25 protein-coding genes are annotated in these 25877 nt (G+C 48.6%); 10 read left to right on the forward strand and 15 right to left on the reverse strand.

All coding sequences use genetic code 11. From position 1 onward, the window contains the following. Positions 1–214 precede the first annotated feature (214 nt). From GC130_RS13600 to denD, 12 genes are all read right to left on the reverse strand, one after another. Entirely contained in the window at positions 215–406 is a 192-nt protein-coding gene (locus GC130_RS13600) for a hypothetical protein (RefSeq protein ID WP_151998875.1), read from the reverse strand. A 137-nt stretch (positions 407–543) separates the two neighbouring features. After that, entirely contained in the window at positions 544–1140 is a 597-nt protein-coding gene (locus GC130_RS13605) for a short chain dehydrogenase (protein ID WP_151998876.1), read from the reverse strand. Positions 1141–1161: 21 nt separating this feature from the next. Continuing rightward, entirely contained in the window at positions 1162–2070 is a 909-nt protein-coding gene (locus GC130_RS13610; protein ID WP_151998877.1) for an NAD(P)/FAD-dependent oxidoreductase, read from the reverse strand. Between the two features lie 16 nt (positions 2071–2086). After that, positions 2087–2311, reverse strand: coding sequence for a hypothetical protein (locus GC130_RS13615; RefSeq protein WP_151998878.1), 225 nt, complete (start codon positions 2309–2311; stop codon positions 2087–2089). A gap of 82 nt (positions 2312–2393) precedes the next feature. Further along, positions 2394–3251, reverse strand: a complete 858-nt coding sequence (locus tag GC130_RS13620) for a helix-turn-helix domain-containing protein (RefSeq protein ID WP_151998879.1) — start codon at positions 3249–3251, stop codon at positions 2394–2396. Between the two features lie 142 nt (positions 3252–3393). Beyond that, positions 3394–3867 carry an SRPBCC domain-containing protein gene (locus tag GC130_RS13625; protein ID WP_151998880.1) on the reverse strand — a complete coding sequence of 158 codons (474 nt, stop codon included), beginning with the start codon at positions 3865–3867 and terminating at the stop codon, positions 3394–3396. A 118-nt stretch (positions 3868–3985) separates the two neighbouring features. Then, complete coding sequence (locus tag GC130_RS13630; protein WP_151998881.1) at positions 3986–5620, reverse strand: M1 family metallopeptidase; 1635 nt, start codon at positions 5618–5620, stop codon at positions 3986–3988. A 125-nt stretch (positions 5621–5745) separates the two neighbouring features. Continuing rightward, entirely contained in the window at positions 5746–7179 is a 1434-nt protein-coding gene (locus GC130_RS13635) for a DUF1501 domain-containing protein (protein WP_151998882.1), read from the reverse strand. 11 nt (positions 7180–7190) lie between these two features. Then, complete coding sequence (locus tag GC130_RS13640; protein ID WP_151998883.1) at positions 7191–10043, reverse strand: DUF1549 domain-containing protein; 2853 nt, start codon at positions 10041–10043, stop codon at positions 7191–7193. 322 nt (positions 10044–10365) lie between these two features. Beyond that, a complete protein-coding gene (locus GC130_RS13650) occupies positions 10366–10893 on the reverse strand; it encodes a hypothetical protein (RefSeq protein WP_151998885.1) in 528 nt (175 codons plus the stop codon). A 170-nt stretch (positions 10894–11063) separates the two neighbouring features. Continuing rightward, positions 11064–12536: a GntP family permease gene (locus GC130_RS13655; RefSeq protein WP_151998886.1), complete on the reverse strand. Its 1473-nt coding sequence runs from the start codon at positions 12534–12536 to the stop codon at positions 11064–11066. Continuing rightward, complete coding sequence (denD, locus tag GC130_RS13660; RefSeq protein ID WP_151998887.1) at positions 12533–13489, reverse strand: D-erythronate dehydrogenase; 957 nt, start codon at positions 13487–13489, stop codon at positions 12533–12535. The genes GC130_RS13655 and denD overlap by 4 nt, the downstream gene beginning before the upstream one ends. 123 nt (positions 13490–13612) lie before the next feature. Between denD and GC130_RS13665 the strand changes: the two genes are divergently transcribed. Beyond that, positions 13613–15007 carry a four-carbon acid sugar kinase family protein gene (locus GC130_RS13665; RefSeq protein ID WP_226940479.1) on the forward strand — a complete coding sequence of 465 codons (1395 nt, stop codon included), beginning with the start codon at positions 13613–13615 and terminating at the stop codon, positions 15005–15007. Between the two features lie 63 nt (positions 15008–15070). On the opposite strand, the gene rlmF is transcribed toward GC130_RS13665, so the two are convergent. The 3 genes from rlmF to GC130_RS13680 form a co-directional block, all read right to left on the reverse strand. Next, on the reverse strand, positions 15071–16069 hold the full coding sequence (rlmF, locus tag GC130_RS13670) for a 23S rRNA (adenine(1618)-N(6))-methyltransferase RlmF (protein WP_151998888.1): 999 nt from the start codon (positions 16067–16069) through the stop codon (positions 15071–15073). Between the two features lie 160 nt (positions 16070–16229). Beyond that, positions 16230–17345 (reverse strand): AEC family transporter, encoded by a 1116-nt coding sequence (locus tag GC130_RS13675; RefSeq protein WP_151998889.1) that lies wholly within the window; start codon positions 17343–17345, stop codon positions 16230–16232. Between the two features lie 153 nt (positions 17346–17498). Beyond that, positions 17499–18686 (reverse strand): histidinol-phosphate transaminase, encoded by a 1188-nt coding sequence (locus GC130_RS13680; RefSeq protein WP_151998890.1) that lies wholly within the window; start codon positions 18684–18686, stop codon positions 17499–17501. 455 nt (positions 18687–19141) lie between these two features. On the opposite strand from GC130_RS13680, the gene GC130_RS13685 reads away from it, so the two are divergent. The 9 genes from GC130_RS13685 to ctlX all read left to right on the forward strand — a co-directional run bounded on the left by GC130_RS13685 (position 19142) and on the right by ctlX (position 25871). Further along, positions 19142–20302: a Gfo/Idh/MocA family protein gene (locus tag GC130_RS13685; protein WP_151998891.1), complete on the forward strand. Its 1161-nt coding sequence runs from the start codon at positions 19142–19144 to the stop codon at positions 20300–20302. Between the two features lie 93 nt (positions 20303–20395). After that, entirely contained in the window at positions 20396–20590 is a 195-nt protein-coding gene (locus tag GC130_RS13690; protein ID WP_151998892.1) for a hypothetical protein, read from the forward strand. A gap of 294 nt (positions 20591–20884) precedes the next feature. Continuing rightward, positions 20885–21619 (forward strand): phenylalanine 4-monooxygenase, encoded by a 735-nt coding sequence (gene phhA, locus GC130_RS13695; RefSeq protein WP_151998893.1) that lies wholly within the window; start codon positions 20885–20887, stop codon positions 21617–21619. 108 nt (positions 21620–21727) lie between these two features. Further along, entirely contained in the window at positions 21728–22309 is a 582-nt protein-coding gene (hisH, locus tag GC130_RS13700; RefSeq protein ID WP_151998894.1) for an imidazole glycerol phosphate synthase subunit HisH, read from the forward strand. Between the two features lie 2 nt (positions 22310–22311). Continuing rightward, positions 22312–23028: a 1-(5-phosphoribosyl)-5-[(5-phosphoribosylamino)methylideneamino]imidazole-4-carboxamide isomerase gene (gene hisA / locus GC130_RS13705; RefSeq protein ID WP_151998895.1), complete on the forward strand. Its 717-nt coding sequence runs from the start codon at positions 22312–22314 to the stop codon at positions 23026–23028. Positions 23029–23081: 53 nt separating this feature from the next. Then, on the forward strand, positions 23082–23480 hold the full coding sequence (locus tag GC130_RS13710) for a four helix bundle protein (RefSeq protein ID WP_151998896.1): 399 nt from the start codon (positions 23082–23084) through the stop codon (positions 23478–23480). Between the two features lie 33 nt (positions 23481–23513). Beyond that, on the forward strand, positions 23514–24269 hold the full coding sequence (hisF, locus tag GC130_RS13715; protein WP_151998897.1) for an imidazole glycerol phosphate synthase subunit HisF: 756 nt from the start codon (positions 23514–23516) through the stop codon (positions 24267–24269). Positions 24270–24281: 12 nt separating this feature from the next. Next, positions 24282–24881, forward strand: a complete 600-nt coding sequence (hisIE, locus tag GC130_RS13720; protein ID WP_151998898.1) for a bifunctional phosphoribosyl-AMP cyclohydrolase/phosphoribosyl-ATP diphosphatase HisIE — start codon at positions 24282–24284, stop codon at positions 24879–24881. Positions 24882–24938: 57 nt separating this feature from the next. Beyond that, positions 24939–25871, forward strand: coding sequence for a citrulline utilization hydrolase CtlX (gene ctlX / locus GC130_RS13725; protein ID WP_193217857.1), 933 nt, complete (start codon positions 24939–24941; stop codon positions 25869–25871). The last annotated feature ends 6 nt before the right edge of the window (positions 25872–25877 follow it).

Genomic DNA, 25877 nt, shown 5'->3' on the forward strand with positions numbered 1-25877 from the left:
ATCTTTGTTGGAAACCCCATATCTAAATATCTAGTCATATAACTAGATATAAAAATCACAAAAAATAAACTCAAAATCAAAATATTGAGCTTATTTATTGCTTATCTAGTAAAAGGCCAAAGTCGAGTAACACGCACTATGCGTGTTATACCCCTTATGTAATCTGTGAATATACGCCAAAATGTTCCTACTGAAAGTGTGTTTTTCGCAAATATTACTCCACCCATTCCCACCAAAAGCAGGCCCCGCCCTGGTGAGTAGGTATGGCACCGGGCGCATCGGCTGAGCAGAGGCTGCCTGCCTTTGGGTCTACAAACAGGTAGCGGTGGTTGTACAACGACATAAGCATCACTGTGCCATCCGTCGCTTCCTGCCATTGGACCGTCTTGAGCAGGTAGGGAAGCAAGATGTCGCCGCCGAGTCAAAGTGCTGTCCATCGACGCTATAGCTCAGCTTGCCCGGGTTGGAGGCCGTAGCTATGTACTTAATAGCATAAAAAAAAGACCACCCGACAGGATGGTCTCGTTGTCACAGCTTTGTTGACTAATGGGTTTTGATCACCTGACCGGTACCAGCACCGAACACACTCCTGCGGAAGCCGTATTCCAACTGCCTCATCGTTGTTGGTATTTCTCCTGGAAAAAAAGGGAAGTACTGTGGTGAGTTTTCAATCACCGTTGGGCTTACGGCATTGATCCTGATGCCATTTTCCAGTTCAATGGCTGCCGCCCGAACAAATCCCTCGACTGCCCCATTGGCCGCCGATGCATTGGCAAAGTTCCGCTGGGGCTCATGCGTCAATGCCCCGGTGATCAAAGTAAAAGAACCTTTGGGCTTGATGTAGCGCTGCCCAATCAACACCAGGTTGATCTGCCCCATCATTTTACCCTCTACTCCCTGGCGAAACTCCTTGTCGGTGAGGTTCTTCCACGGCCCCACATAGGTAGGCCCGGCGGTGCAAATCAGTGCGTCAAATGCGCCGGTTGTTTTGTACATGTTTTCGATGGACTCGGGCGAGGTAATGTCTACCTTCACATCCATTCCGTGGCGATCGGCCCGAACGATTTCGTGTTCTTTTTCAAAAGCTTTTGACAAAAAGCTTCCCATGGTGCCTGACGCACCTACAATGATAATCTTCATGATTCGTTTTTTTTTGTTTGATTAAAATTCTTCTTCTATCAGCTCCTTGTTCATCATCAGCCCCGTTGTTGTGCCCATCGAAACCGCATTGGCAACAGTGCGCATGCGGGTGACGTTGTCGCCGCAAGCATATACACCTGACACCGAGGTTTTTTGTGCAGCGTCTACCCTGATGTAGCCTTCTTCGGTGATCTCACAGCCCAGTTGTTGTGGAATGTAGCAGTGCTGCTGAAAAGGGAGCCTGGCATAGAGGGCAGTGACCAGCTCTGCCTTGCCGGTCTTGAACTGGATGCTACTGAGGTAGCCGTTTGTTTGGTCTAGCTTGAGGATTTGATCTTCTACGATGTTGATCTTATGATTGCGCAGACTGGTAGTTTGCTCATGTGTTAGCGTGCTGTTGCCGTTGGTATAGAGCGTCAGGTCGCTTGTCCAATTGGCAATGAGCATGCAGAATTCATAGCCACTATCGCCGTTGGCGAGTATCCCGGTTTTCTGGCCTCGCACTTCGTATCCGTGGCAATAGGGGCAGTGGAGCACGCTTTTGCCCCAGCTCTCCTTGAAACCCGGAATCTCAGGCATAACGTCTTTTATGCCTGTCGCAAAAACTAATTTCCTGGCTGTAAAGGACTCGCCGGATTGCACAAAAACCTCAAATCCACTGTCCAGTTTTTTGGCGCTTACCACCCGGTCGTTCAGAAAGCTTACCGTGGCGTAAGCCGACACCTGCTGTTTGGCTATTGAAGCAATTTCTGCCGGAGCTGTGCCGTCTTGCGTAAGGAAATTGTGCGAGTGTGGCGTTTGCCGGTTGCAAGGCTTTCCGCTGTCGATGATCAGCACCTTTCTCAGCGCTCTGCCCAGAGCGAGGCCAGCAGCCAGACCGGCATAGCTCCCACCAACGATGATCACATCGTACTTTATTGCAGTCTCCATGTTGTTGCCGTTTGCTTTATTTTGCATTTGCCTTGCCTGAAAATTGAGCGATCAGCCGGTCGAGTAAAGGAACGCCTACGAACATCATCCAGGGAACCAGAGAAATGGTCAGGATGAAGGTTCTTTGATAGAGGGGCAGTACGGCAAGGTTTTCACCAAACAGGGCCAGAAAGAGGGTGATAGAAGGATAGATGACCAGCCATATTTTCAGCGAGGCCATCAGGCGTGTTTTTTTGTTCATTTGTTACTGTTTGAATATTACTTCACAAAAGTAGAATGAACAAAAGGGGTAGGGATAGGACGGAAATGAAGTTGGATGGGACTTATCGGAAGTTCTTGCGAAAAGCGTCTGGAGAGTGGCCTGTATGTTTTTTAAAGAACCGAATGAAATAGGAAACGTCCTCGTATCCCAGGTCCCAGGCGATGTCTTTCACCTGATTGGGCGTGGCGAGCAGGTAACGTTTTGCTTCGAGTATAATCTGTTCATCGATCATTTGAGCGACAGTTTTGCCCACCGATGCTTTGGTGATAGCGTTCAACTGGTAGGGTGAGAGATTGAGCAGGTCGGCATACTGCGATGCTTGCTTGACCTGACTGATATGGGCTTCAAGCAACGCCAGCAGCTCCTCGAACCTTTCCTGGGTATACAGACCGTTGTTGTTTGTGACAATGCCCGGATGTACACTTTGTCGGCCATACTCAATACAGAAAATTTCCAGGCTGGCCTTCATCACGTCGTGGTACCCGTCGTACCTCGTTTTATTTTCTTCAAATATCTGCGACAAGATACCCTTCAGCTTTTCGAACCGGTCTTGCTCGGGCAGACAATAATTTTTGCTGCTGGCCTTTCTCAGGCGCTGGGCTGCCGGTTGGTTTTTGGAAGCGTAAAACTCCTGATCGAATTCCATGAGGTAGCCTCTGGAGCCTGCCGCCAACTGCAACCTGTGCACCTGCCCGGGACGCAAAAAGAAAACAGACCCCGGCAAAACGTCGAAAGGAACAAAGTCAATCTCGTGAACTCCTTTTCCCTCTGACACCGCTAGTACAAAAAAGAACGTATGCCGGTGTAGCGCATGGAGTAATTCTTTTCCCTGGAGAATATCCTCCAGCCTCCGGATGCTGCACAGGCCAAGGGCCTGAGGGTCGGTGGTGCGAATTTGTCTAACTGGAATTTTCTCCATCCAATGTCGTGAGTAAAAAACAGCCACACATTACCCGAAACGAAGGCCGCTTCCAGGCATGTGGCGACATTGGTAATTTACGATTTAGACTGATGATGTGGTGCCGCAGCTAAATGTTTTTGTTGCCTTGTTTCACAAGTTCTCAGCTCTCGCAAATCTCCTTCAACCTGCTTAAAGCCTTTGGCCACATTTCGCTGAACATTTCGGCAAACGCATCCGCCGTGTCCAGGTCCACCGTTACGATAGTCACCCCATTATGTTCTTTGAAGGTGTAGTTTTCCATAGCGCCAGCCCACATTTCAACCAGGGCGCCGGAGGTGATTTCCTGGTCGCCATCCACCATGCCGTAATGACTGACAGATACGAACTCAGCGGGTTTGTTTTCCAGTATTTTGGACACCATGCCGCCCCGCTTGCCGTCCTGATCAAGCCCTACGAAAAGTATTTTACTGCCTTTGTCCCAGCTTCCCTCGTAAGAGCCTGGTGCCCCATCTGGGTCGGGGTTGAAAGCGCTGGTCCAGTCCTGGTAGGTTTTGATATTATCAAGGCCCAGCATCAGTCTGTAAACTTTTGCAGCAGGCGCCTTGATGTTCTGGAGAAATTGAAGATGTTTCATAACGGATTTATTGAAGTGTATTTTACCTATCAAAGATCGCTACTGCCAACAAACTTCTCGCTGTAGTAAAACGACAATTCAAGAGGGCGATTGCGTCATTTTCCTGAGCAAGCTAAGCCTATTCAATCTTGCTGGCATCCACGTAATAGTCACTGTCTACCATGAGTTTATGCATGGGCTGACCTAACTCTACGGTCTTCCAAGTGCTCTCAGGAATCAACCTTTGTGTTTTGCCGTCGATGCTCACCTCCACTGGCATGTCAAAACCTTCCACACAGTTAGTCCAACGATAGTGGAGCGTTTTGCCGTCGGCTTTGTACTCCAACACAGGGATTCTGGTATCTCTCAGGTATTGGTCAAAGAAAGGCTTCAGATCCATCCCTGACTTTTCAGCCAGGAAGGCTTCAATTTGCCCGGTGGTAACAGTTTGGTGGTAGAATTCTTCATTCAACCCCCGCAACATCATGCGCCATTTTTCGTCGTCGTTCACCAGCTGGCGCAAAGTGTGTAGCATGTTCGCTCCTTTCGAGTACATGTCGCCTGAGCCTGATTTATTCACCTCATAGTAGCCAATGATAGGTCTGTCGTTGCGGATGTTCTTGCGTGTGCCAATCACGTATTCTGCGCTGGCATCTTTGCCATAATAGTAGTCTACAAAAAGGTTCTCTGAGTAGGCAGTAAAGCCTTCGTGCACCCACATGTCAGCGATGTCTTTGTACGTGATGTTATTGGCAAACCACTCGTGTCCCGACTCATGCACAATGATGAAATCGAAGTTAAAGCCCCAGCCAGTGCCGCTTACGTCGGTGGTGTGGTAGCCGTTTTTGTAGAAGTTGCCATAGGTTACGCTGCTCTGGTGTTCCATGCCGTAGTAGGGCACTTCCACCAGCTTGTAGCTGTCTTGGTAAAAAGGGTAGGGCCCAAACCAGTATTCGAAAGCGGCCAGCATTTTCGGCACTTCTTCGAAATGGGTTTTTGCTTTCTTCAGGTTGTCACGCAGCACGTAGTAGTCGCAGTCCAGCGGGCCTTTTTCTCCCTGGTACACCTCTCCAAAATGCACGTAGTCACCCACGTTCACATTCACGCCGTAGTTGTTGATCGGGTTGGACACAAACCACTCGAAGGTTTTGGTGCCATCATTGTTGTCAGTAGTTTTTCGCAGTCGGCCGTTGGAGACGTCCATGAGGTGCTCAGGCACGGTTACGCTGATGGTCATGCTGTCGGTTTCGTCGTACATGTGGTCTTTGCATGGCCACCACAGGCTGGCACCATCGCCCTGGCAGGTAGTGACGATGAAGTCGTTGCCGTTGCTGTCCTTCGCCCAGGTAACACCGCCTTCCCAGGGCGGGAGCTTGCTCACTTGAGGCCTTCCACCATAACTGATTGTCAGGCTATTCACAGCCCCCGGCACCTGCTTTTTCTTTAGCGTAATGAACCAGGCATTGCCATTTTGGAGGAATTTTAATGCCTTGCCGTCTTGCATCACCTCAGTGATCTTCATTGGATGTTGCAAGTCGATCTGCATGGTTTTGGCCTCCGTAAGCACTTTGTAGGTTACCGTGTTCTGACCCGAGAAAGTCTTCGCTTCAGGATCGGCCTTTACCCCGAGATCATAATGCACCAAATCCCACCATGCTCTTTCCAGGGTGATGGAGCCACGGAGGGTGTCCTGACGGGTGAACTTGGGTGCTTGAGCGAGAGCCGCAGTCACAAAGCCAATGAAGAAGCAAAGGGATAATGTCAACGATTTCATAAGAGAGATTTCAGTGGAACCAAGATAGAAATTTTGTATTTAGGAGTGCACAAGCAATCGAAGCTATAAGCCGTCCCGGGCAATTAACCAAAAGGTTTGCTGCATCCAAACCAGCCAAAGTCACCCTACGCAAGCAACTCCAACAAAGGTTTTCCCTGCCCGTCGGGGGTGGTGTAGAAAGGCCGACCTTCAATCGTGTAGTTCGTTTCCGGGTGAATGCCCAAAGCATGGTAGATGGTTTGGTGTATTTGGTCAATCACGACCGTATTTTCAATCGACGAGCAGGGTCTTTCATCGGCAGTTTTGCCGTAAACCAATCCTTTTTTGATGCCCCCTCCCCACATGAGTATGGAGCTGCCATCGGTGAAATGCCGGTGCATGCCATAGAATTTCTCGTCTTCAATCACGTCTGGTTGATCGACCTGATCTTGTACTTTTTCGCCGGGCCGCCCTTCCAGCAAAGCATCTCTGCTGAATTCGCTAGCCAGCACAATCAGCGTCCTGTCCAAATGCCCCGATTCATCCAAATCTTTAACAAGCTGCGCAACAGGGCCATCGATCAGTTCCTTCATTTTCACCACACGGGTATGCCCGTTCTCATGCGTGTCCCACCCAAGGAAGGGCTCATATTCTGTGGATACGCTCACAAACCGGGCACCGTTCATGGCCAGCCTTTTGGCGGTCAGGCAGCCAAGGCCAAACCGGCCGGTGTTGTAGATGTCGTACTTCTCCTTTGGCTCCTGTGTCAAGTCAAATACCTGCGACTCCGGCGAATTCAACAGCCTGTACGATTGCTCCATCGACCTCATCAACGACTCCCGCTGGTAATCGCTGCCTCGTTCCATCACTTCGCTTTTGTTAGCCAATTCTTTGTAAAGCTGATTTCTTGCTTCAAACCTTTTAACAGACATGCCCTGCGGAGGACGAACGCTCTCCAGCCCACTTGATGGGTCAGGAATTAAAAACGGGCCATATTCACTGCCCAGGAATCCTGCCGTGTGAAAAGCTTTTAATTCTTCACCTTCTCCCACAGTAAAACGCTGGCCCATGGCAATAAAAGGAGGGATGACCGGGTTGACCGGCCCCAGCTCTTTGGCGATCCAGGCACCAATATGCGGCGCTTGCACCGACTGTGGAGGCTCATAGCAAGTATGCCAGTGGTACTGATGCCGGGTATGAAGGATGTGCCCCAGGTCAGCCGATTTGTAAGACCGAATAATAGCGCCTTTGTCCATCACACTGCCAATGGACACAAGTCCTTCTGAAAAATACAAGCCGTCCACAGCAGTCGGAACCTTTGGAAACGAACTTAAAATTCTTTTGCTCTCGACGCCCTTTGTGTAGGGTGTGTAAGCCTTGGGGTCGAAGGTTTCGGTATGCGCCATGCCTCCGGCCATCCAAAGCAATATGACGGTGTCTGCCGAAGAACGAATTGCCGGGGTAGTGCTGCATGCACTTAAAAAGCTAGCAGTGGGAATACTGACAGCCGCAGCGGCCAGGCTGGCAGCCCCCATTTTTTTCATAAACTCCCTGCGTGAATTGGCTATTTGATCGTTCATTAGTTTTTGGTCTAATAGATAAACTGAAATTCAGGCAAAAGTAAGGTGGCCCAAAACACGTCCTGCAAACCTTCTTTGTCCGGTGTGTCTCCCAAAGCACTCAGCATAATGTCTTTTTCCTTGTTCGAGGGTTTCCGGCCAAGCGATTTTAAATAAAAAGCGTCAACAATTTTTGGCCCATTGCTGCCATATTCCCGCAACCAGCTGCTGGCACCTTCTTCCAGTACCTGGTTAAAATAGGCACCATTGGTGAGTTCCAGCGATTGCAGCAAAGTAGCCTGATCATCTCTGGAGGTGGCTACATTTTCCCTGCTTGGCCGCCCAAGCGCTTTCAAGAAAGGATGCTGCCTGACCAGACTGGCACGGGCATAAGCCGATACATTGTCTTCGAATGTGAAAGCCAATAGCTGGTCCCATTGCACAGAGCCGTAGTTTCTGACATTGTCCCATCCCGAGTCATCAAACGCAATACTCAGCCATTCTTTGCCAGGGCTTACGTCGGTGCTTTTCCAACCCCCGCTCCCGGCTGATTGTATGGTGGTTTCGAGACTGTCTTTTTGACGAACCTTCATGGCAAATAGTATCCCGGCAGGGTTGGCAATTGGCCCTTCATTTGAGCCCTCAATGGCGATGATGTTTTCTCCGCTTTTCAGGAGCTTCGCTACGTCCAGCTTATTTACTTTTCTCCAGTCGGTACCTTCAGCCACCTTGCTCTCATTCAGGTAAAACGAATAAGAATGATCAACTGAAATCAGGGCCTGAGCGTTGATGACTTCCTGGTCAGTCAGTGTAAACTTGTGGCGGAAATATCTCGTGCCGGGTTCAGGCAGTACGTCCCTGTCAAATTTCCTTTCCCTGTGCCAAACCCTGTTCGAAGATAGCTGATCGCCGGAAGGGTTGTAAGCGGCTGCATAATAAACCGGGGCGATGACCTGGCTTACTGCGTCAGAAAATTGCTCGGCACTCATTCGCCTGACAATTGGACCGTTGAATACGTAGCGAGCTGATTTCACCTGTTCTAGCTTTTCATAGCTCACCGTGGGTAGCTGGTAGGCTTTAGATGTCATGATGGTGCGCATCAATTGCTTTAGGTCATACCCCGAATCAATAAAGTCCGCTGCCAGCCAGTCGAGCAAGTCAGCATCCCATGGGGTTTTGTCCATCTCATCCAGGGGTTCGATGAAACCCCGCCCCATCAGCCTCTGCCATATTCTGTTGGTAATGGTTCGGTAAAGCCTGCCATTCTCCGGCTTCACAATGACCTCCGAAAGTTTCAGTAGGCGCTCTTTTAGGCTGTCGGCCTCCACCGACCCCAATTCCGGATACAGGAAACTGACCTGGGCCATTTTTCCCGTGGGTATGTCACACCTGTTGAGTTCCATCACCGAATCAGCGAATATGGACGCAAAGCCATAAGCCTGGTCCAGCGTGAGGTTGCTTACAAAGCTATTGTGGCAAGAGGCACACTTCACATTCACCCCCAGCAGTGACTGGCCAATATTCTGGGCGGCCTGCATTTCGGTGCGCTGACTGGCGTTTACCACGCCCCGCCATTCTATACCTTTGATAAACCCTTCGGAGGCGGGGGTGGGGTTGATCAATTCCTTCACCATGGCATTGTAAGGCTTGTTTTCCAGCAGCGATTTGTACAGCCAGTCAGTAACCTGCTTTCTGCCACCAGTAATAAATCCGGTGCCCGAGTAATCATTCCTCAACAAATCGTTCCAAAAACTCAACCAGTGCTGTGTGTAGTTGCTATTATCTGCCAGCAGGCGGTCGACCAGTTGCGTACGTTTGTTCGTATCCTGATTGTCGACGAACTGAATGATGGCATCAGGTTCTGGCAGCAGCCCTACAATATCCAGATAAGCTCGTCGGATGAAGGTTTTGTCGTCTACCAACTGTGGCCAGGCGATGCCGTTTCTTTCAAAGTAGACATCCAACAGCTTGTCAACGGGGTGGACTTGTTCTGAGGAAGCAGGAAGCACCGGCTTTGACAAGGCGAGGGCCGCTTCTGGAAACACTTTCAGCGCCCGGTCCGACCAATGGGCTCCCTTTTCAATCCATAATTTGATCAGGGCAATTTCATTTTTTTGCAGCACCTTCCCCTTTTTGGGCATTACATCATCGTCGTTGGACGACAGCGTAATTCTTCTGTATAGCTCGCTGTCTTTAGGGCGGCCCGCCACAATCACTTTTCCGGATTTCCCACCCTGGAAAACGCCTCTTTTGTTTTCTAATACCAGCTCCCCTTTTTGCTTGTTTTCGCTGTGGCATTGGTAGCAGTTATGCGCAAAAATGGCCCTTACTTCCAAATTGAGATCGTCCAGCTCTGTTTCCGACAAGGAGTCCAGTTGATTCAATTGAGCCAATAATGCCACGCCTCTGCTATCATCATAAGGGTCTGAGTTTCCTGGCAGCGCACTCGACAGAAAATCTTCGCCGTGCGTAAGGCTCGCACCCAGGTGACCTGCAATCGTAAGCGTGATAACCGATAACACCAGCAGTGCTCTGTAGGCCATGTAATTGGACAGCTTTCCTGTTATTGTTTTCTGCAGGAGTAGGGCGGTGATGACAGATAGTATGGCTGTGGCGATGCCCAGATTCTGGTGTAGCTGCACCAGGTCGCCCGAGTAGTCATCGAAAGTGCGAAGGAACCACCCGAGGCCAGCGGCCAATACTGCTGAGAAGGTCCCCAGGTACACCATCCAGTTGATGCCCTCCCTCAGGCCAGGTCGTTTGCCGTTCAGGGTGAGTGCCTCCAGAAAAAGGGCTACAATCAATAATCCAATAGGAAAGTGCACTGCTACCGGGTGCAGGCGACCCAATAACTGAAATATCCAAGACCACGCATTTTCCTCCATGTTTGAAAATAGGAGGAATTTTTCACAAAAACATCCTTTAGGTTATGATTGGCAGAGATACTGAACGAGCGGATTAGGCGGGCCGAGGAGTATTAGAACCTAATCAGGCAGGTGGTGGAGTCGGCTACTTGATTAGAGGTAGATTTTTTTTCTGTCTGCGTGAATTTGTTTTGGACTTTTGAAATGACGGTTTCTTCCCAGTCGCCTTATAATGAGCGATTATCTCACTTATTCTTTTTCTCTCCTCAGTTGTCAACGGTGTTGGATCAACTATAAAGTCAACTCCTTCTGGTTCTTTAATATGTCCCATATTATTTATCTGTCAATGTGGATAATATTTTCTAATTAATCTAATTGCTTCCTGCGGGAAGATTACCATTTTTTGCCCACCGATATGAGTCGCTCCTAAAATTTTCTCATAGTGGGTGACCAATTTTGTTTTGGAAGTAAAAGAAATGAAACCCTGATAGCCCTTGTCCCAGGAGGTTTTACAAGTGAATGCAAATAGGTTGCCGGGAACGCCTTCGTATAGTTTACGTTTTCCTAAGTTGAAGGGAGCACTTTCAATGAGATGGAGATAATAATGGTCGCCGTAGTCGCTGATGCTTATGAGTCCCTGAATGATGCCAGGATTATTGCGAATCGTCAATTTGAAAACTTGTCTATCAGCAAGCTTGAATTCACTTGTCCACTTGAAAAGCCACCCATTTTTCTTGGTGGCATTTTTCAAGTCAGCCTTGGTTATGGGATGAACATCAGTCGGGAAACTATCTCCAGAAATAGTGTTAACAATGCTATTTGTTAGCTTGTCAATCTCAATGTCCAGATGATATTTCGTCTGTTTTTCCACGTGTTAAAGATACAAAAATCTACTTGCAATGCCTGTCTTTAAGTGGATCGGTTGCATCGCCGCTGAGGCATGCTAAGCAACGTTTTGTCCATTGCCAGCGATTGTGTGGAACGACTGTACTCCGTATCTTCCCACACCTTCAATGAAGCTGTTTTAGCCAGGTGATTCCGCTATTTTTTGAAGTCTCCCTTTCTCCTTATCACCATCCACATCACGCCCAACCCCGCTAGCGGAATCAGCGGATCGAGCAGGGAGCCATTGGAACCAAAGATTAAATTAGTCAGCGCAATTAATACCCCACCAATGGCCCAGGCAATGGTAGTGGGCACCGACCAGGTCATGAGCTGCAGCTTCACGTCGGCAATGCCCATCATGCGGTTCACCACCCAAAAAAAGCTGTCGTTGAAATAGCTGAAGAATAGCGAGCCCATGACGGCAGCCTGTGCTGCGAACAGCATATTAACATCGGCGATATTGATCAGGATAGGCGCTGTGATGGAAGCCGCCGTAATCATAGCCACGGTACCCGATCCTTGTATCAGCCTCACAGTGGTGGCCACAAAGAAGGGAATCATGATGGGAGAGAACGGGAGGTTGGCCATCAGTGCGGCCAGCTTGGCACCGGAACCACTTTCTCGCACTACGAAGCCAAGTGCTCCACCCGCACCAGTGACCATCAGGATAATGCCCGCCGACTTGAGACCTTCCTCCAGTCGTTCGGATGTCTCGTGCCGGTTGAGGTGGGGCACCAGGGTGTAAACGGCGATCAGCGTGCTAATGCACAAAGCAATGACAGGTGAACCAGCAAAAGCAACGACCTGCAAAACCCAAGATAGAGTGAGGCTGTCGGTGGCTGCGAGAGACGGGAACAGGTTGACCACGGCTTTGACAAAGATCAATCCGATGGGCACAAGAATGGGAAGCAGCGACTTGGTCAGGCTTGGAAGAGCCTTGGCCTCTTTTTCTTTTAAGTAGTCAGCATGGATGGCCTTCAGGTCTTCTTGTACTGCTGGGGCTACAAAGTCGGGGTATTTTCCCCCCAGCCACTGCGCATACCACACAATCGCCAGGGTGCATGGCAGGGCCAGCACAATGCCGAGCAGCATCATGGCGCCGATGTCGACACCAAAAAGTCCGGCAACGCCCAGAGGTCCCGGCGTGGGAGGCACCATGGTATGGGTCACGATAAGGCCGCCTGCGAGTGAGACTCCGAGGGTAAGGAGTGATCGGCTGCCTTTTCGTGCCAGCGCCTTGGCGATAGGGTAGAGAATGACAAAAGCGGAATCGACGAAGATGGGAATGCTCACCAGATAGCCGGTGAGAGCCAATGCCCATTCTTCCCTGCGGTGGCCCAGCCATTTGATAAAGGAATAAGCGATTTGTTCGGCAGCACCTGATACTTCCAGGATGCGCCCCATCATCACCCCCAGCCCGATTACGATGCCAATAGTGCCCAGTGTAGCTCCAAAACCTTTGGTAATAGCGTTGAGGGTTTCATTCACCGACAAGCCTCCTGTTATGCCTGCCACACAAGCGGCTGTAATCATAGCAATGAGTGGGTGCACTTTGGTGCGAAGCACCAGCAAAATCAAGACGAAGACGGCTACCGCCAGACCAATGATGGGAATGGAGAAGTCGCTCATCCCGCTGACGGTTTGCTGGAGGCAATGAACTGCGTGATGAAGGCATCGAACTGCCCGTCGACCGTGAAGCCAAGTGCCAGTCCTCTGGTATTGTCGATGGCGGCAGGCCAGCTACTTACAATGGCGTTGATGGCTGGGTCAGGTTTGAACTGCACCCTGGCTAGTGTGGCTTTTCCTGACATGCGCTCCAGGGAGTCGAGCATTTGTTGCACCGTTACACTGACACCCGGCAGGTTCACTGTACGCCAGCCACCGAAAGCTTCCGCTTTTAGCGTGGTGGCATGGATAAGATTTTGGATAACAGTTTCGGGGCTTGAGAGCCAAAGCGCCAGGTCGGTCGACACCGGGCAAATGGCGTCTTCTCCATTAATCGGCTCACGAATAATGCTACTGACAAAAGAAGAGGCTGCCAGGTTGGGTTTCCCCGGTCGCACACAAATGGTGGGCAACCGCAATACCCGGCCATCAACCAATCCTTTCCGGGAGTAGTCGTTAACCAGCAGCTCCCCAATGGCTTTCTGAGCACCGTAGGAAGAGCGGGGAGTAAGCGCTGTGGTATCCAACACGGTAGCGGGCAGGTCGCCACCGAACACAGCAATGGAGCTCGAAAAAATAAACCTGATGCCTGGTTTTTGATGACGACAGACTTCCAGCAACTGGCGGGTAATGTCCATATTGATTTTCCAGCCCAGGTCAAAGTCTTTTTCGGCATGGCTGCTAACAACTGCCGCCAGGTGAAAAACAATACCTGTTTCGGCGGAGACAAGTGATTTGGCAGCTCCCTCTTCAGAAAGATCAATTTGCAGGCACCGGACCCGGCTGTCATTTTCAGAGTGAGGAGGCATTACTATGTCCACCAGCAATAACTCATCAAAAACAAGGTGGCTGCTGAGTAGAGCATTTGCCAGACGCTGGCCAAGGAAACCCGCTCCTCCGGTAATGATTATTTGCATAGATTAAGGGCTTGATAAACGAGTCGATCGGTTCGACTTAAAAAGATAAATAATAAATTTATTACCCCACCACCTACGAAGCTTATTTGAGTGGTTGATGAGATGCTTGCGATGTACGAAAACGTGAATCAAAAACTAAATCAGTTGCCACCTGATTATCCCGAAGATCTGCTGCCAGCCATTCAAAAGGAGTTTTTGGAAAGTGAAAAAACCATTGTGGTGCTTGATGATGACCCGACTGGCACACAGACGTGCTACGACGTAACCGTGCTTACCTCGTGGGAGATAGCCCTGATAGCTGCTGAGCTCAGACTAAAACCGTCTATTCTCTATATCCTCACCAATTCCCGGAGCCTGTCCGAGCCAGAGGCTGTTGACCTTGCGCTGGAAATTGGGCGAAACCTCAAGGAGGCGGCAAAAGAAAGCCAACGACAAGTGGTGGTGGTGAGCAGGAGTGACTCCACCTTGAGGGGGCATTTTCCAGCAGAGGTAGACGCCGTGGCCGGTGTGCTCGGCCTTGCGGGGGCTGTCACCGTGCTGGTGCCGGCTTTTATAGAGGGGGAAAGGTACACGATGGACGATGTGCATTACATCGTTGAAAATGAGGAGCTGGTGCCTGTGTCTGATACGCCCTTTGCGAAAGATGCGTCGTTTGGCTACCAGCACGCCAACCTGAAGCTATGGGTGGAGGAAAAGACCAGGGGACGGATCAAAGCGTCGGATGTCAACTCAGTGTCCATCGAAGACTTGCGGGCAGGCGGCCCGAAATTAGTAGCAGAGAAACTGGAGGCTTGCGCTGATGGATCAGTATGCGTCATGAACGCCGCCAGCTACCGTGACCTGGAAGTAGGGGTGCTGGGGTTGGTAATGGCCGAAAAGTCAGGTAAGAAGTTTTTGTACCGTACATCCGCCACCTTTGTGCCCATCAGGGCGGGTATGGTATCAGGTAAGCTTTATGTCCCGCAAAAAGAGGACACTGCTTCTTCCCATGGGTCGCTTGTGGTGGTAGGCTCACATGTGCCCAAAACTACTGCCCAACTGGCCTGGCTACTTAGCAAAGGGCAACGCCAAACCCTGGAAGTAGATGTAAGCGCTCTCCTTCAATCACAAGATGTAAGAGGCAAGGCAAAAGCTACCAGTGCCCAGGTGGATGCCTGGCTCGCAGCTGGCGACGATGCGGTGATTCACACGAGCCGCACATTGGAAAAGGGCTCTGATGCCGAAAGCAGTCTCAAAATCAACTCCCTGGTGTCCGGCTTCCTTGTCGCCATTGTGCAAGGGATTTCTGTCCGTCCGAAGTTTATGGTTGCCAAAGGTGGCATTACTTCCAGCGACCTGGCGTCCAAAGGGCTTTCAGTTAAAAAGGCAACAGTATTGGGCCCGGTTATTCCAGGAGTGCCGGTGTGGAAGCTGCAAGGGGAAAGCAAGTTTCCCGGGCTGATTTACGTTGTGTTCCCCGGCAATGTGGGCGATGAGAAGGCACTGGCGCTCGTGTGTGAAAAGTTTGGCGGCGGGTAGCACTGTGTGTGAGAAGGAAAAAGCACTGGAGGGAATGCAATGGTGGAAATGCGAGTGTATTCACTATCCCATTTTTGCCCATTTCCTTCGGCTTTCCGGAGTTAGAAATGTCCATGAAACAATGCGACTGGTTTTATTTCCCTGGCCCATTGGAATTGTTTTAGTATCCAACGCACTCACCTCTTTAAGTGCCTGGTAGGTGCTTTTAAGGTTGGCCTGTTTTGAAATCAATGTTGAAAACCAAAAACAGGAAGTGCCAAACTGTTTGCTTTGAAGAATCATCTGCCGGACAAAACTCTCTTCGCCTCCATCGTACCACAATTCAGTATTTTGCCCCCCAAAGTTCAAAATGGGTTTGGTAATTTTCTTTTGCTTTAGATTTCTCAACTTTCGCATGGTTCCAGATTGGGCTTCAGCAAAAGAAGCATGAAAGGGTGGGTTGCAAATCGTCAGATCGAAGTGTTCATCCTTTTGGATGATGCCGACAAAAATGTTTTTGGCATTTGATTGTAACCTCAACTCAACCTTCCCTTTTAATTGGGGATTGGCTTCAATTATTTTGCTGGCAGATGTAATAGCCACAGGGTCGATATCGGCACCTACAAACGACCAGCCATACTCCGCATGCCCTATGATGGGGTAAACGCAATTGGCCCCCACACCGATATCCAGACATTTAATTTCGCTGCCGGTTGGAGGCTTTTCCTGTTTCGATGGTGGATGAGAGCTGGTCAATAAGTCTGCCATGTGATGGATGTAATCGGCTCTCCCTGGAATGGGTGGACACAAATAACCTTTTGGGATGTCCCAGTCCTTTATACTATAGTAGTGTTTTAAAAGCGCTTTGTTCAGTGCTTTGACTGCTTCTGGGTTGAAGAAGTCAATTGATTCGTCGCCGTAGTCATTCAACCTTACAAATGGGGCCAGGTGTGGCGTGCTCTGACTAAGCTGCTTGAAGTCATAGCGCTGCCGATGCTTGTTGCGTGGGTGTAATTTGGGTTTTTCTACCCTTTGGCCAACCTGATCCGCTGCATTGGAAAGTTTCTTTTTCTTATCTGGCATGGAGGTGTTCTCTTTCGGGATGGAGTTACTTTAGAAGTAGTCCCGTCCATAGCCAAAGTTACAAATTGTTGGCAGTAAGTGTACTTGACGACGAGCCGCCGGGTAGCAGGCAAAGGCCCTAGGCCTCTAACACCTTTTTATTCAGTGACCAAATGAAATGCTAGCTTCGTTCTTCTGCCAGTCGGCTTGCATAGGTTTTGAACCAGCGAGCGGAAAACAAAAGCGGCAAAGCGGCTAAGGCAATAAAAATACCGGATGAAAGAAAGACATTGGCTGGTTGCACAAAGAAGTCTTCAAACACATAGACGCCAAGAATGAGCGCCACGGAAAAGGGCAAAGAACAGGCCAAGGCGTTCATGCCAAAGTCGAGGTCAAATGTGCGGGGGCGAATCGGGTTTTCCTGTGCACTTTCCAATGTATTAACTGCCGACATGTGGGCAAATGGCCAGAAGCTGCAGGCACTCTGAGGAAACACCACGATCAGAATCATGGTAGGCACGTCGGTTACCGGCAGTAACACCAGCAGCAAGCCGCTGATGACAAAAGCGATGGCAGACCGGAAGAATAAAAATGAGAAAATAGCTTTTACTTGTTGCCAGGTAAACTTGATAGAGATGCCGATGAAAAGAAGTATAAGAGGTGTCATCATCAAGCTCATTTTGTCAACTGAGTCTCTCAGAAAGCCAGGCAGGGAGTCGAAATGTAGCCCAAAAGCCAGCATCACAATTGCAGCCAGCATCACCATATTTACAGGCTCTTCCAACATCGATTTGAAAAGACTTTTGAGTTTTTCAGAAGTGTTTCGGTTGCCAATCTCATTGCGGTCGAAATACCATTTCATGGCAATGCTGTATAAAATTATCAGCACAAACACTTTATTGCCCACGTCGGCCAGCGCAGCCAGTGCCAGTGGCTCCTCGCCGTGGTACTCCATAATGAATGGAAATAGTGAAAGGCCCGGTGCCAGTGAGGGAAGTAGCATGATGAGTGTGCGATACTGCTCTTCTTTTAAGTTAAACAGCGACGGCAGGGGGAGCTTGCTTACCAACAAATACATGAGCAGGTTGAAGCCAAGTGCCAGCACAGGAACAATGATCATTCCCCACGAAAACTCAATTTTCAGTAAAGCAATGAAAATGGTGGCAGGTAGCGCCAGGCTGAGTATGAGCGTCTTGATGCCATCCTTCCGCTCCCTGCCCTGGATTTTTTTCTGAAGAAAATACCCGATGGCAATAAGGAGAAGGAATGAAATGGTTTTAGTAATGGCTGAATTCATGAACTAAAACAGAAATACTTTGTGCTTATAAAAAACGAACGGTGGTCGATTGAAAAGGGGGTATTGTCGATGTGTGGGCGCTGCCCCGGGCCATCGCTGTGGGTACCTGGTTGAATGCGGGAAACTCAGCCCGGGCAGCTAACACATAGTCAGTTAACTGACAATCTCGTAAAGACTTTTAGTGAACAGTTTCACTTCGTCCATGGTGCCCATGCTTACCCTGGCATAAGGCTTCCCGTCGATCTCAAACCCTCTGATGCCCACGCCTCTGTCCATAAACTGGGTGAGGAACTCCTTGGTAGGTACCTGAATAGGGAATAGGATAAAGCTAGTGAACGAGGGAATTGGATTCATACCGGCCTTTTTTAGCTCAGCGAATACATATTCCCTGTTCTCCTTATTGTGCTTTCTGGTGAATTCCTGGAACTCAACGTCCTTCAGGCTCGCCATGCCACCTTCAAGTGAGGTCACGCTGATGCCCATTTCGGTGCGAACCATGCTCTTGATGGCTTTCACCCTCGCTTCATTGGCGGCCATATAGCCAAGTCTCAGGCCGGCCATGCCATGTATTTTGGAGAACGTACGGCAAATGATCACGTCGTAGCCTTCCTGAACAAGACTCACTGCGGTGTTGGCCTCAGGGTTATCAAGTAGCTCCATATAAGCCTCATCGATAAACACAGGCACCTTTGAAGAGACCTTTTTACAGAACGCCTTGATCTCGCTTACCGGCGTCATGGTGCCGGTTGGGTTGTTCGGATTGCAGATGTATACAAGCTTTGTTTCATCGTCAATCGCAGCTGCCATGGCGTCCAGGTCGTGCGAATAGTCTGCCTTTAATGGAATGTTCTTCCACGTACCACCAATCGATTGAGTGGTTCTGATCATTGACATGTAACTGGGGTCGGCAGAAACAATGTTGCCCCCGTCCAGGAACAATGAAAAAGCTACTTTCTCGAGGATATCGGTAGAGCCAGGCGACAAAAGGATGGACTCTTTAGATACCCCTTCCTTCTCAGCAAGGAAGTCGACCATCTTGGCTGAACTGTTGTAAACATAGCGGTTGCCCATTGAAGCACTTGCTGCAATAGCGGCAACAGCTTTCTTTGAAGGCCCCCATGGGTTCTCATTAGCAAGCAGCCTGGCTTTCATATCAGCTCTGTCAGCCATCATCACATGGTAATTTTCCATGAGGCTGTACTTGCCTTGATAAGGTTTCATGCCAAGCGCTGGGTTGCTGTTGGCAAATGCGGGAAATGCAGCGCTGGTTACCACGCCACCGGCAGCCAAAGCGCTATACTTCAGCCACGATCTACGATTAAGATTGGTTGTCTTTTCCATCCTCTTATTATTACAGGTTTGAATATTGGTTTAATTATCAAAAGAAGCCTGAGCATGCCTCTGGTAATCCTGAAATGTTCCTCTGATGGGAACTCAAAATAAAAGGGGTGTCGAATAATGTAGATGCTCAGATAAGCATAGGAAAGATAAACAAAAGCGCAGGTAATAGTCAAAAATATTATCGCCTCTTATGAAGTATTCCTTAATTTTTAGAAAGTTGATAATTTATAAGGGTAATAATTGCAAAACAGATAGCGCTTAAGACAGCTTGAAGACCTGTTGACGCTTTTCGCTCTCAGGGCCATTCAAATTAAATTCGTTCAGGGAGTTGAATAAAACTTCATTTTTAGCCGAAAAATGAATTTATTGAGGTGAAATTGGCGGGCCACCTACCGGGAGAAGCCGGACACTGGTGGTGGCCATTCGATTGTTTCACCCTAAAACTATCATAGATAATGAGCAGAAAAATAAGAATGGGCATGGTAGGTGGTGGTCGTGGTGCGTTTATTGGCGCTATTCACCGTCACGCAGCTGGCCTCGATGGACAGGTTGAATTAGTATGCGGAGCTTTCCATATTGATCCTGAAATATCTGTCGCTTCAGGTAAAGACTTTTACCTGCCTGAAGACCGTTGCTACAGAACTTACCATGAGATGTTCGAGAAGGAAGCTAAACTTCCGGCTGACAAGCGCATGGATTTTGTTACAATCGTTACGCCCAACTTTGTTCACTTTGAGCCTGCCAAGCTGGCACTTGAAAACGGTTACCATGTAGTTTGTGAGAAGCCGCTGTCGTTCAGCCTGGACGAAGCACTGCAATTAGAGGCTTTGGTGAAAAAGACCGGTCTCACATTTGCCGTTACACATACCTACACGGGCTATCCGATGGTGAAGCAAGCCCGTGAGATGATTAAGGAGGGTGTTTTCGGAAAGATCAGGAAAGTAGTGGTAGAATACCCACAGGGCTGGCTGTCAACTCCGCTGGAGCAGTCAGGTAACCAGCAAGCCAGCTGGAGAACAGACCCTAAGCGCTCGGGTAAGGCTGGGGCTGTGGGCGACATAGGTACCCATGCTGAGAACCTCGCAGAAACCATCACCGGACTTAAAATCACAGAGCTTTGCGCCGATGTAAGCCGCATGGTGTCGGGTCGTTTGCTAGACGACGACGCCAATGTATTGCTGCGTTTCGACAATGGGGCCAAAGGTGTTCTTCACTGTAGCCAAATTGCTGCTGGAGAAGAAAATGCTCTCAATATTCGTGTGTATGGTGAAAAAGGGGGCTTGGAGTGGCACCAGATGGAGCCTAACACCATGCTGGTAAAATGGCTCGACAAACCCACTCAAGTGTACCGGGTAGGTGGTGACCGTGCATATATGGGCGCTGTTGCCCAGGCGAACACACGTACACCGGCAGGCCACCCCGAAGGGTACCTGGAAGCGTTTGGTAATATCTATAAGAACTTTGCCAAAACTGTGCAGGCAAGAATCGATGGCAAAAAGCCAGATCCTATAAATCTTGATTTCCCGACCGTTGAAGATGGTGTTCGTGGCATGAAGTTTATCGATGCCGTGATTGAATCAGGCGACGCTGGCGCTAAGTGGGTGAAGCTGAACTAGGGGCTGGCGCTATATGTTATTAAGAGTAACTACGGTGTATTCGCTATGAATCATTATATTGGTAATACTGTTACGAATTGAAACCAATAACGAATGGACAAGAACACTGAAAACGCTATTGTTAATGCGCTTGGAGATATTCATGTTACTTTAGACTACATGAAAAATGACCTTTCTGGCATGAAAAATGACGTTTCTGATGTGAAGAAGAGTTTTAATGTTTTTGCAGGAAAGGTGATTGACAAGCTTGATGCTATTGATAGCAAGATTACTGATGTCAGGTGCTGAGGGAGGAGATTGAAAAGCATTCGTCGGATATTGAAACAATAAAGAAGCATTTGAATATTCATTGAGAATTCAAACGAAACACTATTTACTAACTGTTGATTTTTGTAACTTTATAGCAGAAAATGAACGGAAATACTTATCATATCTATTACTATCATGTGGCTCCTGAGCGATTTAGGCAGTAATAGACGATATTTATATAGCTATTAGAAAAAAGGCCTCAATCGCATGATTCAGGTCTTTTTTCGTTATTAGAGTAATTGCATTAACCCAACAAGTGAAAATTATACGTTTATGAGACAGATTTATGAGAATTACGACGATGAGGACTTCAAGGTCTGGCAATTGTTGTACGACCGTCAGATCGTTAATCTTCCTAATGCAGCGTCGAAGGCACACCTGAAAGGACTTGAGCAAACAAATTTTGTAGCCAGCAACATTCCACATTTTGAAGACACTAATGAGATCCTGCACAGGATTACTGGCTGGAAGCTGGCGGTGGTGCCGGGGCTTGTGCCAGACTATACCTTTTTTGAGCTGATGTCGAACAAGTATTTTCCAGCTACTACCTGGCTGCGGAAAATGAAAGAACTCGACTATCTGGAGGAACCCGACATGTTTCACGACGTATTTGCCCACGTACCCATGCTCACCAACCAGAACTTTGTCAACTTTCTGGAAGAGTTGAGCAAAATTGGGCTGAAATACTGCGGCAACGACTACGCCATAGAATTGCTTTCCCGGATCTACTGGTTTACGGTTGAATTTGGACTGATCAGAGAGAATGGCGAATTGAGGATTTATGGTGCAGGTATTTTAAGCTCAGCTGGAGAAACCAAATTTTCGCTAAGCGATAAACCTGCTCACTATGAATTCAATGTCAGGCAAATTATGGCAACGCCTTACTGGAAGGATAAATTTCAAGACAAGTACTTCATTATCAACTCCTATGAGCAGCTCTACAAAGCGATTCCTGAGATCAAACAGGTGATTGCTGAGGAGGTTGATAAGGCGCAGCACGTCCATTGATTTCACTTTAACCCCGGAACTTTAGGTAATTCACATAAATTTGCCGGGGTTTTCTATTGCCTGTCCAAAAAGCGGCAGAAACGAGAATAGCATTATCGATTGGAGAGAATGAAAGTAGCGATTATAAAATACAACGCAGGAAACGTGCAGTCGGTGACTTTTGCGCTCAATAGGTTGGGCATTGAACCAGTGCTGAGCAATGACCCTGAAGTGCTCAAAAGTGCTGACAAGGTCATCTTCCCCGGTGTGGGAGAGGCCAGTACAGCCATGGCTTCGGTGAAAGAAAACGGGTTGGATAAAATCATCCCCGGGCTCAAGCAGCCTTTTTTGGGTATCTGTCTGGGACTTCAGCTGATGTGCAGGCATTCCGAAGAGAATAACACGGCTTGCCTGGGTGTGTTTGACCTGGAGGTAAAGAAGTTTCCACCCAATGAAAAGGTGCCTCATATGGGGTGGAATAAGATTCACTCGCTCAAAGGCCCGCTAATGAACGGGCTCACCAATGATGCGTATCTGTACTTTGTGCATAGCTACTATGCTGAAATGGGAAGCAGCACCATTGCCCGGTCGGACTATATGGTACCTTTTAGTGCAGCACTGCAAAAGGGGAATTTTTACGCCGTGCAAGCTCACCCAGAAAAGAGTGGTGTGGATGGGGCAAGAATACTAAAGAACTTTATTGAACTGTAGGAATGGATATTATACCAGCAATCGACATCATTGATGGAAAGTGTGTGCGCCTGACCCAGGGCGACTATGACCAAAAGAAAATATACAATGAACGCCCGCTGGAAGTGGCTATGCAGTTCGAAGATGCGGGCCTGACCCGGCTTCATTTGGTGGATCTCGACGGAGCTAAAGCAGGGTCGGTAAAAAACTGGAAAGTACTGGAGGCGTTGGCCAGCAAGACCTCCATGGTGATCGACTTTGGCGGTGGGATTAAAAGTGCTGAGGACGTTGATATTGTTTTTGAATGCGGCGCAAAGCTGGCTACCGTTGGCAGTATGGCGGTGAAGAACGAGGAGATATTCTCCGACTGGCTGGAGCAGTACGGAGCTGACCGATTCTTTCTTGGGGCCGATGTGAAAGACGAAAAGATTGCCATAGGGGGCTGGTTAGAAACGACAGACATCTGGGTGTATGATTTCATGGAGAAGTATGTTCAAAAGGGCGTTACCAATATATTCTGCACCGATGTGAGCAAGGATGGTCTATTGGAAGGGCCGTCGGTTGACCTGTACAAAACCCTGGTGGAACAGTTTCCTGACATTTATTTTGTGGCCAGTGGTGGCGTAAGCTCTATGGAAGATCTTGAAAAGCTCAAAGAAATTGGCTGCAAAGGAGCGATTGTAGGGAAGGCGATTTATGAAGGAAGGGTCAATATTGCTGATTTAAGGTTTTTGATTTGAGATTTTGATTTGCTTGGCGGAAAGGCCGCAAAGATTATTTAAAAATTGAAATTATGGCGACGATCAAAAGGTTTGAGGATTTGGAAATTTGGAAAGAAGCCAGACGGTTTTCTTTTGAAGTCTACAAGCTAACCTGTGAGCCACCATTCGCTACTGACTTCAGGTTTCGTGATCAAATTAGGGCTGCGGCGGGCTCTGTGATGGATAATATTGCAGAAGGTTTCGAACGGTCGGGCCGGTTAGAGGTTGTGAACTTTCTGGATTTTGCTAAGGGCTCTGCCGGAGAAGTACGGTCACAGTTGCATCGGGCGTTCGATCAGACATATATAAACGAAGCTACTTATCAGGCGAAAATAGAAGAGTATGAAAAGCTTAGTGCCAGCATCGCTGGCTTTATTAGTTATTTAAACCGTTCCGAGATCGAAGGCCAGAAGTTCAAAGACCGCCGGTAATCTCAAATTAGCAATCTCAAATCAGCAATCTCTGTGTTAACAAAACGTATCATCCCTTGCCTCGATATCAAAGACGGTCGCACCGTTAAAGGCGTCAATTTTGTAGACCTGCGAGATGCCGGTGACCCGGTAGAGCTGGGTGCCCGCTATGCAGCCGAAATGGCCGATGAGCTGGTATTTCTTGATATTACGGCCACAGTAGAAAGGCGTAAAACCCTGGTGGAACTGGTTCGGCATGTGGCCAGGGAGATCAATATTCCATTTACCGTGGGCGGTGGCATCAGCTCTATCGCTGACGTTTCTGCACTGCTGAACGCCGGAGCAGACAAGGTGTCGATCAATTCCTCGGCTGTGAAGCGGCCCGGGCTGATTGACGAGTTGAGTCGGGAATTTGGCAATCAATGCATCGTGGTGGCGATAGATTCCCGGTTTGTCGACGGTGTGCATGTGGTACACACACATGGCGGCCGCACTCCTACGGCTTTGGAAACAATTAGCTGGGCAAAAGAAGCCGAGAATAGAGGCGCCGGCGAAATTTTGCTTACTTCTATGGATCATGATGGTACTAAAGCTGGCTTTGCCGATGAGCTTACAGCAAAGGTTTCGGAAACAGTGGGTGTGCCTGTCATTGCGTCTGGCGGTGGGGGGACACAGGAGCATTTCCTGGACGTATTTACCAAAGGAAAAGCCGATGCTGCATTGGCGGCCAGCATTTTCCACTTTCAGGAGGTGCCTATTAAGGAATTAAAGGAGTACCTTCGTGACCAGAATATACCCATGCGATTATAAAGTGAGAGGATAATGGAAGGATTGGATTTTAGTAAGGGTGACGGATTGATTCCGGCAATTATACAAGATGAAGCAACAAGCAAAGTACTGATGCTGGGCTTTATGAATGAGGAGGCGCTCTCCAAGACCAAGTCGGAAGGAAAAGTCACATTTTTTAGCAGGACAAAGAACAGACTGTGGACCAAGGGGGAAACGTCGGGCAACTTCTTTTTTGTAAAAGACATTATTGCCGATTGTGACAAAGATACCCTGCTCGTCAAGGTGAACCCTGTTGGCCCCGCCTGCCATACTGGTGCCGATACCTGCTTCAATGAGGTGAATGCAGACGGTATAGCTTTTCTTAATAGCCTCACATCCATCATTCAAGACAGGCACAATAACCCCTCTGATAAGTCATATACTTCGTCTCTTTTTGAGAAAGGAATTAATAAAGTAGCTCAAAAGGTGGGTGAGGAGGCTGTTGAAGTAGTGATTGAGGCCAAGGATGACAACGAGGAGCTTTTTCTTAATGAATCGGCAGACTTACTTTTTCACCTGATGATCCTGCTCGAAGCCAAGGGAAACAGGCTGGATGACGTGGTTGACATTCTGAAACAAAGGCATAACAAATAGGCCCTCCTGCTGGAAAATTAGCTTTGTAAGTGCGAAATTGGGCAAATGCCCAAAGAAATGAAATTGCAAAGCAACGCTGCACCAGCAGTCCTCATGGTGAGACCGGCCAACTTCGGTCCCAATCCCGAAACAGCCGGAAGTAATTCCTTCCAAAGCGGAGCTCAAATAGGAGAATTGGACAGGATTCGCTCCCAGGCCATTGCAGAGTTTGACGTTGCCGTGGATACTCTCAGAAACGCTGGCGTCGAAGTAATTGTGGCTCAGGATGAATTTTTGGAAGAGCGACGTGATGCGGTTTTCCCCAACAACTGGGTGTCTTTTCATGAGTCAGGCGACGTGTTTCTTTATCCCATGCAGTCCAAAGCCAGGAGAACCGAGAGAAGACCCGAAGTGATTGAAACTGTGAAATCCATGTTTGCCATCCACAAAATCACTGACCTCTCAGGAACTGAAGAAAGAGAGCTATACCTGGAGGGTACCGGGAGTTTGATCATCGACTACCCTCATCGGATTATGTACGCCTCCAGATCCATTAGAACTGACGAAGCCCTGGTGAGAGCCCATGCCGTCAGGCTTGGTTTCAGCGCTGTGGTTTTCGATGCCGTCGACAGAAGCGGTATGCCTATCTATCACACCAATGTGATGATGTGTCTCGGCACATCCTATTGCGTGGCTTGTCTTGAGAGCATTCCTGAGGGTGAGGAAAAGAAAGCATTTCTTGCAAGTCTGTCTGCAACGAACCACGAGATTGTTGACGTTTCTTTTGATCAAATGGAGCATTTTGCTGGCAATATGCTGGAAGTAACTACCGGGAGAAGTAAGCCTGCGCTTGTCATGTCCATCACCGCATTTGCCGCTCTCACACAATCGCAAAAGATTATTCTGGAAAATTATGCTAACTTAATTGCCATAGACATTCCAACCATCGAAAAATACGGAGGGGGAAGTGCCCGATGTATGATGGCAGGAATACATTTGCCAGCTGTGTAGACAACA

Origin of the sequence: Imperialibacter sp. EC-SDR9 (genome assembly GCF_902498805.1) — a bacterium.
GTDB lineage: Bacteria > Bacteroidota > Bacteroidia > Cytophagales > Cyclobacteriaceae > Imperialibacter.